The following is a 14,179-nucleotide window of genomic DNA, read 5'->3' as shown; positions in this document are numbered from 1 at the left end:
CGGAGGCTTCGGGAACGTTCACCCGCACTTGCTATAGCCGCACGCCTGACACTTCAAGCAGCCTTCCTCGCGGATCACGGCCTTTTCCTCGCAAACGGGGCAGCGCTCGCGGCTCATGCTGTCCATGCTCTCGACGCTGACGCCGCTGGATTGCGCGGAGGCGGACAGGGCGGGGGCCGCGGCGGGCGCGTCCACGCTGCCTCCGGCAAGGGGCGGCAGGGCAGCGGCTTCCATGTCCTTGGCAAAGGTTTCCAGCGCCACGGCGATCAGGTCCGCCTTGGACCCCACCAGACGGCCGTTGTAACTGCCGTACAGGCCACCGTTCAGGCCCCGCAGCGTCTTGATGATCGCTTGGGCGGGCACGCCGTGTTGCAGGGCAATGGACACCACACGCCCCAGCGCCTCGCTGTCTGCATTGGCCTCGTCGCCCGCGCGGCCACTGATGACCATAACCTCGATGGGCTTGCCATGCAGGTGGTTGACCGTGACAAGGAATGAGCGGCGGTGCCCGCTGGTGGGATCGGTGAGCTTTACCATGTCGGTGATGCCCTGGAGGCGGGCGGGACGCTGGTAGACGGGGTTCTGGGGGACCGCAGACTTGTAAAACTCGGCAGGAGAGGGCTGAGGGCGGGGAGCAGAGGGCACAATCGTGGGAACCGGCTTCTGGTTCTCGGCGCCCTGCACCTTGCCCTCTGCGGCGCCAGCCTCCCCCATCACTTCCGCCACGGCCTGCACGGCGGGTTCCTGCACGTCCTCCACCTTCTTCTCCTTCTTCTTACTGGTTGAGAGCACCTGGAACTGGCGCGAGCCGTCGCGGTACACAGTGATGCCCTTGCAGCCGGTCTTGTAGGCCTCGCTGTAGGCGTCCTGCACGTCGGCCACCGTGGCAGAGTTGGGCAGATTGATCGTCTTGGAGAGGCTGTTGGCCGCGTGCTGCCCGCCCTCGTCGAAGGCCCGCTGCACCGCGCCCTGCATCCGCACGTGGTCCACCGGCTTGATGTCATGGGCGCACACGAAGACCTGCTGAAGCGCGTCGGGAATAAAGGCCAGCCCGACGACAGAGCCGTGGTTCTCGGAGACCGCTTCCGTCACCTTGTCCCAGTTCCAGCTGCCTTTGCCACCGTCCATGTTGGAGGCGGGTGGGTACTGGCCCAGCAGTTCCACGAAGAGGGGATGCAGCAGCGCGCGGTATTCGCTGCCGATCTTGCGCCAGATGAAGGGGCTGAAGACGGGCTCGATGCCGGAGGACACGCCCATCAGCATGGAGGTGGTGCCGGTGGGGGCGACGGTCAATACCGCCACATTGCGCCGGGCACCGTGCGGAATCTTTTTTGCGTTGCGGGTATAGATGGGGTATACGCCGCGCTCCTGACCGAGACGCTCGCTTTCGGCGACGGCTTCCTCGCGCAGGGCGGACATGATCTCGAAGATCGCCTCGCGCCCGGCCTCGTTGTCGTAGCGCAGGCCCATCTTAATCAGGGCGTCGGCCAGACCCATTACGCCCAGGCCCAGGCGGCGCAGGTCCTGCGAGGCCACCCGGTTGTCTTCCAGCGCAAAGACGTTCACGTCCAGCACGTCGTCGAGAAAACGCACGCAGGTCCGCACGTCGGCGCGGAAACCCGCGTAGTCGAAGGTGCTGCCCTGCACGTAGGCGGCGAGGTTGATGGCCCCGAGGTCACAGGGCTCGCCGATCGTAAGCGGTATTTCTCCGCAGGGGTTCGTGCTCCGAATCTCGTACCGCTTGCCCAGGTTCTTCAGCGCCGAATATTCGTTCACCCGGTCGCTGAAAATCAGACCCGGTTCGCCCGTGCTCCAGGCGTGCTGCGCGATCTGGTCCCACAGCCACTTCGCGGGAAGGCCGGGGCGCTTGTCGGCGGGGTTGTAGCGGCCCTGGGGAGCGGAGGTGTACAGGGGCACCCCACGCGCGCTGTCCTCGTCCCGGTCCGGCAGGGCGGGGAGGCGGCCGCCGTACATGCCGGCCTGAGGGGCGAGGTAATACTTGCCGGGAACCTCCTGCACGTCCACGTGCCACAGCCCGTCGCGCTCCAGGGTCTGCCAGAACTTCTCGGTCACCAGGATGGAGATGTTGAAGGTGGAGATGTCGCCCTCGGCGGCCTCGCGGTCGAGGTCCTTGGCGGTCAGGAAATCAAGCACGTCGGGGTGCTCGATGGAGATGGTCGCCATCCCAGCCCCACGCCTCGTGCCTCCCTGCCTGACGACGCGCAGCACCGGCGCATACACGAAGCGCAGCGTGTTGATCGGCCCGCTCGTCTCGCCGCCCCGGTTGGCCCACTCCAGAAAGTTGTCGAAAATCTCCATCAGGAAGGACACGGGGCCGCTGGAGGTGCCGCCGGACCCCTTGATGGGTGCGCCCTCGGGCCGCATGTCCGACAGGTCGATGCGGGGTTCCACGCCGACCTTCGCGCTCTCGGCCACAGCCCGGGCCGCGTCGATGATGCCGCCCATATCATCGGCCACGGGCAGCACACCCCCCGGGAAGGCGCGCACGATCTGCACGCCATTGCGCCTTGCCGAAGCCACCAGTCCGGCGGGCATGGCCTCGCCGTACACCACGCGGGTCCAGTTGCGCACTGCCACGGGCTGTTTCTCGCCGTCGGGCTGGGTGGGGGGACGCATCAGGCCCTCGATAAAGTCTTCCACGTCGGGGTGCGAGGCGCTCATGTAGACCCAGCCGCGCACGCCCGCGTCGGGGCGGCTGCTCTCGGCGCGGGGGGTATATACGTCGAGGTTGACACCGTTGCCGCCGCCCACCTTGGTCACGAGGGCAAGCTTCTTGGCGACTTCCATCACGCCGTCGAAGCTCTCGGGAGCGTGTTCGGTGGCTCCCTGAACGAAGCAGTTGAGCACGTTCCCGTGCTGCGTTCCGGCCCCCGCGAGCACGCGTCCGCCCGGGCAGAACTTTTTCTCAGCCATCAGGTCAAAGTACTTCTGCGCCCAGTGTTCCCGCACCCCTTCCGCCTCCGCGCCCGCCACCCACTTTGCAATTCGCCGGAACATCCCCCCGATATCGCCGTCGCTGGGCTGGAGGTACTGGCGCTTGGCAATGTGCTGGGCGTTCTCGTCGAAGTTGCGGGTAATGGCATCGGGCGCGGTGGTCATAGGAACTCCTGGAAAAGAGGCAAAAGACGACCTCACCGCTCCAGCAGAGGGTGAGGGCTATGGGGATTGTGAACAGAACCAAACGGGAGACGTGTCAGGCCTCAGTACAAGGGATAGTACCCCTCTCCCGGCCGGAGTACAAGATGCTGCATTCAAGGAAAACAAAAAACGACGACGGAGACGGTGAAACCGGACCTCCAGACACCTGAAGGTCCGGCAACGGCGAAAAGCTCAGCTCAACTTGACGAGAAATCTCCCGCATGAGGGGCACTTGACCGGGGGCAGCTTGCCCTGGGCAGCCTTTTGCTGCACGTTTACGGGGAGCATCACGTTGCAGCCGGTGCAGCGGCCCCCGCGAATCTCGACGAGTCCCAGGCCCTTTTTGGCCTTGCGGATCAGGTCATATTCCTTGACGGTGCGCGAATCGAGGCCGCCCACCAGCTCCGCACGCTCGTCGCGCGCACCCTGTCCCTGGTCGCGTAGACCCTGCACTCGGGCCTCATCCTGGGCTTCCAGGGCTTCGAGCTGGGGGCGCAGGGCGCGGTGCTCGGCGCGCAGGCCGCTGGCCTTCTCGCCCAGCTCACGCTGGCGCCCACGCAGGGGCGCGAGGTCTTCTTCCATCTCCTCAGCGCGCTCTTCAAGCATCTGGATGCGGCTGCCGTACTGGCTCTGCGCGCGGGCGTCGAAGGCGTTCTTGTCCTGCTCCTCGCGCGCTCGGGCGATCTGCTCGCGGGTGCCCGCGAGGTCTTGCTCCAGCTGCCGCAGCTGCTTTTCAACGCCTTCAAGGGTGATCTCGGCGTCTTCAAGATCGTTGTTGAGGCGCTCCTGCACCCCACGGGCGTCGCGCAGCGCGTCCGGGATGCTGCCCTCCTCGGCACGCAGCCGGTCGAGGTCCAGGTCGAGTTCCTGAACACGGTACAGGCTCTGAAGGGGTCCGGTGTCGCTCATCGGCTGTCAGTCTACCCTCACCCGCCGGGGGAGGCGTCAGGGTCTGACGTTCACGCTTGTGGGCAGCAGGTCCTGGCCGGCGCGGCGAAACAGCCCCAGGTAGATTGCCAGCACGCTTCCGGCGTACATCAGGATGGTCCAGCCGAACAGCATGCGGAAGGCCAAGTCAAAGGGCAGCGCCCCGCGCACCACCCCCGACAGGAGGCTGCTGACCGCCCAGCCTAAGTCCCAGGCGATCACGTTGACGGCCGAGTACATGGGCCGGTCTTCCTCGGGCAGCGCAGACATGGCGTAGGCGCTGTAGACGGGGCCCGCCGCATTCATCAGGGCCCCGCGCGTGAACAGCGCCACCGAAACCATCCACAACTCCGGCGCGAAGCCCAGCAGTGCCAGAAAAGGAAGGCTGGACGCCTGAACCGTCAGCACGGCGGACAGCTGTCCCAGCCGCCGCACGAGCAGGGGCTGCACAAGCGCGGTAGCGGCGGTGGCGAGGCTGGTCCACGCGAACAAACTGCCCAGGCTGGCGTAGGACACGTGAAACTTGCCCTCGATAAACACGTTCAGAAAGGGAATGGTGGCCCCAGCCCCCAAGCCGACGAGCACGTTGGGCGCGACGAGCCGGGCCATGGTGCCCTTATCACGTACGGTGAAGGAGCGGCCCTCCGGGCGGGGCTGTTTGCCAGGACGCAGAAAGAGCAGCGGCACCAGCCCCACGAGCTGCGCCGCGGCCGACACGAGCAGTGCGGCGCGCAGGGCTCCCAGCCCGGTGGGCCCGGTGGCCGTCGCGGCCGCGTACAGTTCGGGGACCCGCCCGCCCAGCAGATTGCCCAGAAAGCCCGCGCCGGTCATCAGGGCGCTCTGGGCGCTGAACAGGGTCACGCGGGTGCGCTCGTCGCTGCGGGCAGCCATAAAGGGTGAGCCCGCCACCACCAGCATGGCTGCGCCCGCGCCCTGCACGAGCGCACCGGCAATAGCCATGGCCGGTCCCCCCGACAGCGCCAGCAGTACCGCACCGCACAGGCTGAGCAGGCTACCCAGCTGAATGGTCCGCGCGTTGCTGATTCGCCGCGCCAGCGCCACCACAGGCAGGCTGAGGCACGCCAGCGTCAGCGCGGGCAGGGCGTTGACCAGTCCCTGCCACTCGGTGCCCAGCCCCAGCGCCCGCAGGTAGAAGTTGAGGAACAGCGCCGCGAATGCCTGGGCCAGCCCGAACGAGAAGCTGCCCGAGAGGTACAGCCACAGGGGACGGGAAAAGCGCCAGGTCACGGATGGCCCTGGTGGAGCCCCAGAAAGCGGAGGGCGGAGGGCCGAGGGCGAAGGGCATCCGGCCCTCGGCCACACCGCTTCACGGCTCCACCCCTATACGTGGGCAGAACTCGCGCAGCTCACACGCCGAGCACCGGGGGTTGCGGGCGTGGCACACGCGGCGGCCGTGCAGGATCAGGGCGTGGTGCAGAAAGACCCAGCGCTCACGTGGAAACAGGCGCTGGAGGTCTGCCTCCACCTTGTCGGGGTTGTTCTGGAGGCTCAGACCCAGGCGGCGGGACAGGCGGCCCACGTGGGTGTCCACGGCAATGGCCGGGTAACCGTAGGCGTTGCTCAGGACCACATTTGCGGTTTTGCGTCCCGCGCCTGGCAGGGCCACCACCGCGTCAAAATCGTTGGGTACCTCGCCCCCGTGCCGCTCCACCAGCAGGGCGGCCAGGGCGACGAGGTTGCGGGCCTTGCCCCGGTACAGCCCGATAGACCGGATCAAGGGCTCCACATCCTCGGGCGTGGCCCTGCCCATGGCGTAGGCGTCGGCATAACGCTCAAAGAGGGCGGGGGTGGCGGCATTGACGCTCACGTCGGTGGCCTGGGCGCTCAGCACTGTGGCGACAAGCAGCTCGAAGGGATTGCGGAAATTCAGCTCGGTCCGGGCGTCGGGATACAGCGCTTCCAGCGCCGCAAGCGCCAGCGGCGCGCGGGCTTTCGCGCCCGCAGGCAAACGGGAGGGAGAGCGGGTCACGGCGAGGAGCCTACACTCCCTCCCACGCTCACACAGGCCCCCCCATCGTCCCGTCTGCCTCCTGAGGACAGGGCGGGGGCGTAACTCTGCCACCCGCTCCCGCGTGGCGGGAGCATGCGAACGGTTTCCCTCATAATGGGCATCCTGGCCGCATTCGACCTGCTGCTGGGCCTGATTCCCCTGCTGGGGTGGCTGAACTGGGTGCGGTGCCGCGTGACCAAAGCGCCCTGACCCTCAGCGCCGCTGGGGCGGGGGTGGCCGCCCTGCGGCGGCAGGACGGATGGGGTGTTCTCAGCCGAATGGCCGCACCCTTGCGGCACACCAGGCCCTCTGCTAAACTGCGCGGGCTTGCGGGTCTGCCTCCTCTGGCAGCGCCGCGCACGGGTCCTTAGCTCAGTTGGTAGAGCGGCGGTCTCCAAAACCGTAGGTCGTGGGTTCAAGTCCTACAGGGCCCGCCAAAGAAAAGCCCCCGCACTCTGCGGGGGTTTTGCCTTTGGGGAAGGCGGGTGTTTAAGACACGTACTCGCCGCCGTGACGCCGCACGGCCTCGTCCAGCACATCCTGGGGAACGCTCTCGTCCACCGCCACCGCGCGGCCGCCCTGGCTGGTGGCCGAGTGGATGCGGTCGTAGTGGCCCTGGTCCACGTCGTAGTTCGACTGGTAGCTGGAGGTCGTGGTGTGCTCGCCGGTCTCGTCGACGCCTGCCGCGCCGCCCAGTGCACCGACGGCTGCGCCCACGCCACTGCCCAGGGCCGCCATACCCAGAATCACGGGCAGGGCCAGGCCTCCCGTCGCGGCGGTGGCTGCCGTCGCCGCGATGGTGGTACCCACCGTAGCGGCGCTGCCGATCACGCCCGCCGCCGCGCCCGTCAGGGCCCCGGCCACCGTGCCCTTGACCGCACCCGCGCCCGCGTCCTCGGCGGTGCCGCCGCCATCCACGTAGTCGGTCGAGGTGGTCTGGGTGGTCGACGACGTGGACGCGCTCACGCCGCCATCCAGGGCCTGTGACACCCGGGGGTTCACGGTGGTGGTTCCGACTTCGGAGCGCACCACACCGCGCTGCTGCAGGTCGGCGATAAAGGCGTCGGCTGCGGAAACCGTCGGAAAGAGAATGTGTCTCATGAGCCCTACTTTGCGGCTCTCATGCGCCCGGAAGATGAGGAGAGGGGCAAGGGAAATTGGGAAGAGGGAGAGGTCAGCGTGCAGTGGCCTTAACCTCCCACCACTCCAGCAGCAGCTGATGTTCAGCGTCCCGTGCCAGAAATCAGGGCCCGCCCCGCACAGCCCCACCAGGCTCCCAGTTGTGCTGTTTCGCGCCCATTTCCTGCGAGCCTACTCGGACTCGGGGGCGGTGGCCCCCAGGAGCCAGCTCTGGAACTCGGGCAGCGCGCGGTCGAAGGGCAGCGCGATAATCTCCGGCACCTCATACGGGTGCATGACGCGGATGCGGGCTTCGAGTTCGGGGTAGCGCTCTCCAGTGGTCTTGATCAGCAGCAGGGTCTCGGGGTCCTCGGCCACGTCCCCTTCCCACCGGTAGATGCTGTGAATGCCCCCCACCACATTCACGCATCCGGCCAGCCGCTCAGCGACGAGCGTGCGGGCCAGTTCTTGGGCGCGTTCGGGGGGCACCGTGACCAGAACGACGAGTGACATATGTCGGCCAGCATACCCCCGGCGCGGCGCGGACAGGGTCCTTCAGGCTGCAATCCCGGCCCCGGAGCGGGGGCGCTTACGGCAAACGCACCGGCGCGCAGTTCTCGGCCGTGCCCGGCGCGTCGGGCGACACAATGACCTGCTCACGCTCGCCCACGTAGCCCTCGCAGCGGGCGAGCGTTTCGAGGTAGGCCGGGTCATAGGCGGCCTGCTGGGCGTCGCGCAACACCCGGACATCGCGCTCCAGCCCGTGGACGCGGGCCAGGGTGGCCTGCGTCTCGCGCGACCAGGTGACGGTGCGGTAGGTCATCAGACCCAGCTGGAAGGTGAGCTGCACGATGCCCAGGCCGACGAGGAGGCTGGCGAGCATCAGCGTCAGGGGAAGCCGCTGCACCTGCCGCCAACGGCCCGAGTCTTTCCGGGGTGGCGGATCAGGCACGGTCATGGGCCAGAGCATAGCGCTGTGCACGCGGGACGCAAGGGAAGATGCCCGCCAGGGAAGACAGCGCGAAAGCAGCCCAGAAGCCAGAAGGGGCTGGTCCCGATGGAACAGTGCCGGCCAATTCCGTCTATCGGGGGGAGGCGGACCTTTGTGAGCCGGAAAACCGTCAGAGACGGCCCTTCACGTACCGCCCATCCGTACGGTGGAATTTGGACAAATGCTCTAATGGACGCTATGAGCGCAAATGAAGCGGCCTCCTCCCCGTCCCGCGACGCCCTCGCCGGGCTGGACTGGTCCGGCGCGCACCGGGCCGGAATCCAGATGCGCTTCGGCGACATCGACGCGATGGGCCACCTCAACAACGCCGTATACGTGCAGTACCTCGAAACCGCACGGGTGGAACTGATGCGGGACCTCGGCGTGCCGGACCACGAGGACCGCTCGGTGATCGCCCGGCTGGAACTCGACTACCGCCGCGAGGTGCGCTGGGGGCAGGCGGTGGTGGTGGAGTCGCTCGTCGAGCGTCTGGGCCGCACGAGCTGGGCCGTGGTATCCCGCGTACTCGCCGACGAACAACCCTGCGCCTACGCCCGCACGGTGCAGGTGCGTGTGGACGCCGCGATGCAACCGGAAGCGCTGCCCAGTTCGCTGCGCGCGGCCCTGACGTCCCTCCTGGTGGCGCAAGGGGTGACGGGATGACGCGGGCCCAGTACGAGGACCGGGTGCTCTACCAGGGGGACGTGTGGGTCAGGCTGGACACGCTGCCGCGCCTGCTGGCCGAGGGCTGGCGGCGCACCCTGGGGGCGGGCGGCGTCGTCACAGTCATCCGCACGCCCTTTCAGTGGGCGATGGGCAGCCCGGTCATCGAGATCGAAACGGGCGGCTATATGGGCGACGTCGGCCTGTACGTGCCTGAGGTGCAGCTGGCCGAGGCGCTGGCCCTGTTGGGCGAGGAGACGGAAACGCCGCCCCCCCCGACAATGCTCTAGGCAGTCGGACCCCTTCCCGGGCGGCGCGGCGGCTTTCCTGGGCTAGAGTGCAATGAAACCCTGTGGAGCGCCCGATGCCCTGAATCTTCGCGGGCCTGGGAGCGCTCCCAGGCCCGGGACGTGGAGGCGAGCAGCAGTGACACAACAAGTTGAAATCGGACGGGGCAACGGAACTCAGAACATCAGCATCGGCGTGGACGTGGGCGGCACCAAGATCGCCACGGGCGTACTGCGCGCGGGCGAGCTCCATGACCGCCACGTACAGCCGACCCCCGAAACCGGTTGGGAGGGCGTGCTGGACGCCATCGCGGCGCAGGTGAAGGTGCTGCAGGCCACCCATCCCGACGCCACGAGCGTGGGCGTGGGCGTGCCGGGGCCCTTGAATGGGGACCGCACCCGCGTGAAGTTCGCGCCCAACATCTACGGCTTTACCGACGTGCCCATGGTGGACGGGCTGCGGGCGCGGCTGGGCCAGCGCGTGGTGCTGGAAAACGACGCCAAGGCCGCCGCACTGGCCGAGGCGCACCTGGGTGCGGCGCGCGGCACCGAGAGCAGCGTGTACGTGACGGTCAGCACAGGCATCGGCGCGGGCATCGTGCTGGGTGGGCGTATCTGGCGCGGGCGGCACGGGGTGGCCGGAGAACTCGGGCACGTCACTGTGATGCCCGGCGGCCCGGTCAGCGGCGCGGGACTTGACGGGGCGCTGGAGGCTGTCGCTAGCGGCACCGCCATCGCGCGGGACGCGAGCTACGCCCTCAACCGCGACGTGTCCACCGCTGAGGCGTTCGCCCTCGCCGAACAGGGCCACCCCGCCGCCTCGCGCGTCGTGCGGCAGGCCATGAAGCATATCGGCGTCGCGCTCGCGGACCTGCAAAAGCTGCTCGATCCCGAGGTCTTCGTCCTGGGCGGCGGGGTGGCGAGCGTGGGCGACTTCTTCTTCACGCACGTCCAGGCTGCCGCCGACGAGTACGCTGGGGGCTTCGCGCCCGTCACCATTCGCCGCGCTCAGCTCGGCACCGAAGCCGGCGTGATCGGGGCGGCCCTCGCAGCGCAGCAGGCGGAGGGCTGACTCCCCTCCCCTCCGTCTGATCCTCTCCAGACATCAGGGCCACCCGGCGGCGTCCCGGGGGCCCTTCTTATTTGCTGCTTTCCAGGATGGACAAATGCCTCTCGAACATACCGTACTGTATGGTATGGAGTTAGTGGGATGACACGAAAATCCAGAACAGACTGGCTGAGGGCTGGCGTGGAGGTACTGACGGCTCAGGGAGACGAGGGGCTGAACGTGGAGACCCTGCTGGGGCATCTGGGGGTGAGCAAAGGCTCGTTCTACCACCACTTTACAGGGCTGGCCGACTACAAGGCGCAGCTGCTGGCCCACCTGGAGAAGGTGGGGTTTGCCGACGTGGTGGCAGGGGTGGACCCGGCGCAGCCTGCGGCGCGGCAACTTCAGCAGCTGACCCAGGAGATCGCCGGGCGAAACCTGGCCCAAGACTGGGCCGTGCGCCGCTGGGCCGAACGAGACGCGGGTGCGCGGGCGTTGGTGGAGCGGATGGACGCGCGGCGGCTGGCGTACCTGGAGACGTTGTTTTCCGAGTCGACCGGCGACGCGGCGCAGGGCCAATTTTTCGCCCGGATGGCGTACGCCTTCTTTCTGGGCGCGCCGCAACTCCGGCCCGCCATTGCGGGCGAGGAGTACGTGCGAATGGTGCAGACCCTGAACCGGCTTCTCCCTCCTCCCCCGGCTGGACCTGAGGCGAGTTGCCCGTGACGCCCGGTGGGGCACAACGTTCCCGAACCCGTTCCCTGGCTGCCCCGCTGGCCCTCAGCGCGGAAGGAAAGACCACCGTGAACACACCCCTGCCCGTCCGCCTCCCCCCGCAACTGCTTCAGGCCGTCGCCAGCGCGGACCATACGGACGCCCTGACCACCGAGAGTGACGTGGATCTGCTCCCCTTTATTCAGCGGATGCTGTCGTTTCAGCCGGGCTGGATTCAAGCCCTCTACCGGGTCCGGGTGCTGGTGCTGCGGGTCCTGGGACACCGCACGGGCGTTCCCCCCCAAGGCGCCGTACCCGAACAGATGCCCACCCAGCCGGGCCAACGCGCCGCCTTTTTTTTCGTGGAGGAGGCGGGCGAGACGTACTGGACCGCGCGGGCGAGCGAGGCGCACCTCACCGCCCGTCTTGCCGTGTTGCAGTCGCCCGGCCAGACCCGCCGGCACCTGTACCGGGTGGTCACGGTGGTCCACTTTCACAGCATGGCGGGCCGGGTCTACTTCGCCCTGATTCAGCCCTTTCATTTCCTCGTGGTGCGGGCCATGATGCGGCATGGAGGCGGAGCACAGTGATCTGCCCTAGTCGCCACCGGCACCCTCGGCAAAGCACATGAGACAATCGGCCCCGTGAGTGCTTCCCCGGTCCCCGACTCCCCCACCCAGCGGCGACAAGTGGCCCTGATTGCCCACGACCGCAAGAAACTGGAACTGGCCCTGTTTGCCCTGGGGCACCGGCAGGTGCTGCAGCAGTTCTACCTCGTCGCCACCGGCACGACGGGCGGCATCCTGCAGCAGAAGACGGGCTTGACCGTCGAGCGCGTGCTGTCCGGCCCCATGGGCGGTGACCAGCAGATCGGCGCCCGCATCGCCGAGGAGCGCGTGCTGGCCGTGTTCTTCTTCCGCGACCCCCTGACTGCCCAGCCCCACGAACCCGACGTGTCGGCCCTCGTGCGTTTGTGTGACGTCCACGACATCCCCCTCGCCACCAACCCTGCGAGCGCGGAGGCCCTGGTGCTGTGGCTGGCCCAGCAGGTGCGGGAAGACGCAACGGCGTGATGCCGAACACAGAGGGGGGACCTGCCGTGTTCACCACGTGGCAGGTCCCCCCTCTGCGCTGGAAGCTGTTTGGTGGCCACTAGATCACGAACTCGCCCCCCCGCATCACTGCCTCGCGCCCGCCGCCTTTGGTCACACCGTCAACGTCCATCTCGCCCGAGCCGATCATCCAGTCCACGTGGGTCAGGCTGTCGTTGCCGCCCCGGGCCTGAAATTCTTCCACGGTCATGTCCACGCCGCCCGCTACGTTGCCCCGGTACGCGCTGCCAATGGCGATGTGCGAGGCGGCGTTCTCGTCATACAGGGTGTTGAAAAACAGCAGGCCCGAACGGCTGATTGGGCTGGAGTGCGGCACGAGCGCCACCTCGCCGAGGCGGTGGCTGCCCTCGTCGGTGTCGATCATCTGGCGCAGGGTGTCCTGGCCCTGCTGCGCGGTGGCCTCCACGACCCTTCCGCCCTCGAAGCGGATGCGGATGCCGTCAATCAGCACGCCGTTGTACGAGAGTGGCTTGCTGCTCACCACCACGCCGTCTACCCGCTCGCGGTGCGGGGCGGTCCAGACTTCTTCCGTGGGAATATTGGCCGTGAAGGTGATGCCTGCGGGCGTGTCCGCTGCGCCGCCACCCCAGACGTGGCCGCTGGCGAGGCCCACCGTGAGGTCCGTCTCACCGCCCCGGAAGTGCAGCGCGTGGTACTGCTTTTCGGTCAGTACGTCGCGGCGCCGCTTGAGGTTTGCCAAGTGCTCTTCCCACGCGGCGATGGGGTCCGGCTGATCGGCGCGGGTAGCGGCGAAGATGGCGTCCCACTGCTTCTGGGTGGCTTCCTCACCGGAGACTCCGGGGAACATCAACTCCGCCCAGCCGGGCACGGGCGCGGAGATCAGATTCCAGTTGAGCCGGTTGGTCATGACGTAAGCGGTGTAGGGCCTACGGTAGGCCGCCACCACACGTTGGTGGGCCGTCACGCGCGCGGAGTCCACACTCGCCAGCAGTCCCGGGTTGGTGGCCCGGATGGCGATGACGGCTCCGCCCGCCTCGGCGGTCTCGATCTCGGCGTCCACACGCCAGCGGCTGAACTGCTCGAACGAACCGTCCGGGGCCAGGGAAAAGCGGGCAAGTTGCACGTCGTCGTCGTCCCAGCGCACGTCCACGAAGCCCGCGCCCGCCGCATAGGCCTCGCGCACGATCAGGCGGGCGAGCACCGCCGTGTCCACCGGGGCCTGCACAAGCACGCGCTGGCCCTCTCGCACCCCCAGGCCGACGCGCACCGCCAGCCGCGCGTAGTTGCGCAGCTTGTCCTCGAAATTCAGGCCGCCCTGTTCTATTGCGGGTTGTCCAGTCATGTGGCCCAGCATAGCGCCGCTACTCCTCCAGGCCGTACGCTCCAGGTGGACGTGTGAAAAGAGGCCGTCCACGCTGTCCTGCCGCCCAAGCGCCTCGCTCCCAAACGCTTGACGAAAGGCAGATCGGCGTCTATAGTTCTGTGGCTGGCCGTCGAGGCGTAGCGCAGCCTGGTAGCGCACTACCTTGGGGTGGTAGGGGTCGTGAGTTCAAATCTCGCCGCCTCGACCAGCACAGACTCCCTCTCCGAGGGGGTCTTTTTTTATTTGGCCTCGCCGAAGAACCTTCGCTTGCCCCCCGGAAATGTATGGGGTTTCCCCCTGCCTCCACCAAAGAAAAGCCCTCACCTCCCTGGTGGGGGCTTTTGCGGTGGCCAGGGCCGGACTTGAACCGGCGACCCAACGATTTTCAGTCGTTTACTCTACCAGCTGAGCGATAAATCCCGTCCCAGGCAGCATAAATCCCTCTTTGCCCACCTGTCAAATGCCCTGGAGAGCACACGATCACGGTTGAGGCCTGGAATGTAAAACACCGTGCTGGCGAGAGTTTTCCGCAAAGCGAGAAACAGTGTCCAGAAATCGTGTGTTCCCATCCGTTCCGTCCCCAGGGCACTGCCGCCATACTGCGGACATGAACACCGACCGCCTGGACGCCAACAGGCTCCTGCTGAAGGTCCTGTCAGACGCGGTGGAGACTTACCCGGAGCAGCGCTTCGGCCAGTTGCTCCTCAACCTCGGTGTGGTGACCCTGGACGTCCAAGGCAACATTCAGGATCCCTTCTCTGAAGAGTCCAGCGTCACCCTTAGACGTGTGCAGAAGATGTCCGAAAGGTCCTGAGAGCCGAGTA

Annotated in this window: 15 protein-coding genes and 3 tRNA genes; 9 read left to right on the top strand and 9 right to left on the bottom strand. The window is 67.4% G+C overall.

Going from position 1 to position 14,179, the window contains the following annotated elements; translation table 11 throughout:
- Positions 1-18: 18 nt before the first annotated feature.
- The 4 genes from B9A95_RS14230 to nth all read right to left on the bottom strand — a co-directional run bounded on the left by B9A95_RS14230 (position 19) and on the right by nth (position 6,076).
- A complete protein-coding gene (locus B9A95_RS14230; protein WP_084047917.1) occupies positions 19-3,120 on the bottom strand; it encodes an adenosylcobalamin-dependent ribonucleoside-diphosphate reductase in 3,102 nt (1,033 codons plus the stop codon).
- Between the two features lie 231 nt (positions 3,121-3,351).
- Positions 3,352-4,068 (bottom strand): zinc ribbon domain-containing protein, encoded by a 717-nt coding sequence (locus B9A95_RS14225; RefSeq protein WP_084047916.1) that lies wholly within the window; start codon positions 4,066-4,068, stop codon positions 3,352-3,354.
- Between the two features lie 36 nt (positions 4,069-4,104).
- Complete coding sequence (locus B9A95_RS14220; RefSeq protein ID WP_084047915.1) at positions 4,105-5,334, bottom strand: MFS transporter; 1,230 nt, start codon at positions 5,332-5,334, stop codon at positions 4,105-4,107.
- A gap of 79 nt (positions 5,335-5,413) precedes the next feature.
- Entirely contained in the window at positions 5,414-6,076 is a 663-nt protein-coding gene (gene nth / locus B9A95_RS14215) for an endonuclease III (protein WP_084047914.1), read from the bottom strand.
- Positions 6,077-6,458: 382 nt separating this feature from the next.
- On the opposite strand from nth, the gene B9A95_RS14210 reads away from it, so the two are divergent.
- Positions 6,459-6,534: transfer RNA gene (locus tag B9A95_RS14210), tRNA-Trp, on the top strand.
- Positions 6,535-6,586: 52 nt separating this feature from the next.
- Here the strand turns inward: B9A95_RS14210 and B9A95_RS14205 are convergent.
- From B9A95_RS14205 to B9A95_RS14195, 3 genes are all read right to left on the bottom strand, one after another.
- Positions 6,587-7,198 (bottom strand): hypothetical protein, encoded by a 612-nt coding sequence (locus tag B9A95_RS14205; RefSeq protein WP_084047913.1) that lies wholly within the window; start codon positions 7,196-7,198, stop codon positions 6,587-6,589.
- Positions 7,199-7,408: 210 nt separating this feature from the next.
- Positions 7,409-7,729 (bottom strand): divalent-cation tolerance protein CutA, encoded by a 321-nt coding sequence (gene cutA / locus B9A95_RS14200; protein ID WP_084047912.1) that lies wholly within the window; start codon positions 7,727-7,729, stop codon positions 7,409-7,411.
- Between the two features lie 76 nt (positions 7,730-7,805).
- Positions 7,806-8,174, bottom strand: coding sequence for a cell division protein FtsB (locus tag B9A95_RS14195; protein ID WP_245808313.1), 369 nt, complete (start codon positions 8,172-8,174; stop codon positions 7,806-7,808).
- 231 nt (positions 8,175-8,405) lie between these two features.
- Between B9A95_RS14195 and B9A95_RS14190 the strand changes: the two genes are divergently transcribed.
- The 6 genes from B9A95_RS14190 (at position 8,406) to mgsA (ending at position 11,992) form a co-directional block, all read left to right on the top strand.
- Positions 8,406-8,870, top strand: a complete 465-nt coding sequence (locus B9A95_RS14190; RefSeq protein WP_139806793.1) for an acyl-CoA thioesterase — start codon at positions 8,406-8,408, stop codon at positions 8,868-8,870.
- The gene (locus B9A95_RS14185) at positions 8,867-9,160 is read left to right on the top strand and encodes a hypothetical protein (protein ID WP_084047909.1); all 294 of its coding nucleotides are present in this window, start codon (positions 8,867-8,869) and stop codon (positions 9,158-9,160) included. Before B9A95_RS14190 ends, B9A95_RS14185 begins: the two co-directional genes overlap by 4 nt.
- A 136-nt stretch (positions 9,161-9,296) precedes the next feature.
- Positions 9,297-10,229: an ROK family protein gene (locus tag B9A95_RS14180; RefSeq protein WP_245808312.1), complete on the top strand. Its 933-nt coding sequence runs from the start codon at positions 9,297-9,299 to the stop codon at positions 10,227-10,229.
- A 138-nt stretch (positions 10,230-10,367) separates the two neighbouring features.
- Positions 10,368-10,931, top strand: a complete 564-nt coding sequence (locus B9A95_RS14175) for a TetR/AcrR family transcriptional regulator (protein ID WP_084047908.1) — start codon at positions 10,368-10,370, stop codon at positions 10,929-10,931.
- Positions 10,928-11,509, top strand: coding sequence for a DUF2867 domain-containing protein (locus tag B9A95_RS14170; protein WP_245808538.1), 582 nt, complete (start codon positions 10,928-10,930; stop codon positions 11,507-11,509). Before B9A95_RS14175 ends, B9A95_RS14170 begins: the two co-directional genes overlap by 4 nt.
- A 54-nt stretch (positions 11,510-11,563) precedes the next feature.
- Positions 11,564-11,992: a methylglyoxal synthase gene (mgsA, locus tag B9A95_RS14165; protein ID WP_084047906.1), complete on the top strand. Its 429-nt coding sequence runs from the start codon at positions 11,564-11,566 to the stop codon at positions 11,990-11,992.
- A 79-nt stretch (positions 11,993-12,071) separates the two neighbouring features.
- On the opposite strand, the gene B9A95_RS14160 is transcribed toward mgsA, so the two are convergent.
- A complete protein-coding gene (locus tag B9A95_RS14160; protein WP_084050739.1) occupies positions 12,072-13,334 on the bottom strand; it encodes an aminopeptidase in 1,263 nt (420 codons plus the stop codon).
- Between the two features lie 152 nt (positions 13,335-13,486).
- Between B9A95_RS14160 and B9A95_RS14155 the strand changes: the two genes are divergently transcribed.
- Positions 13,487-13,563: transfer RNA gene (locus B9A95_RS14155), tRNA-Pro, on the top strand.
- A gap of 139 nt (positions 13,564-13,702) precedes the next feature.
- On the opposite strand, the gene B9A95_RS14150 is transcribed toward B9A95_RS14155, so the two are convergent.
- A tRNA-Phe gene (locus tag B9A95_RS14150) sits at positions 13,703-13,767 on the bottom strand.
- A 195-nt stretch (positions 13,768-13,962) separates the two neighbouring features.
- On the opposite strand from B9A95_RS14150, the gene B9A95_RS14145 reads away from it, so the two are divergent.
- Positions 13,963-14,169 carry a hypothetical protein gene (locus B9A95_RS14145; RefSeq protein WP_084047905.1) on the top strand — a complete coding sequence of 69 codons (207 nt, stop codon included), beginning with the start codon at positions 13,963-13,965 and terminating at the stop codon, positions 14,167-14,169.
- Positions 14,170-14,179: the final 10 nt, after the last annotated feature.

Origin of the sequence: Deinococcus hopiensis KR-140 (assembly GCF_900176165.1) — a bacterium.
GTDB lineage: Bacteria > Deinococcota > Deinococci > Deinococcales > Deinococcaceae > Deinococcus > Deinococcus hopiensis.
Note: the sequence above shows the minus strand (reverse complement) of the source record. Positions and strands in the feature narration are given on the sequence as shown.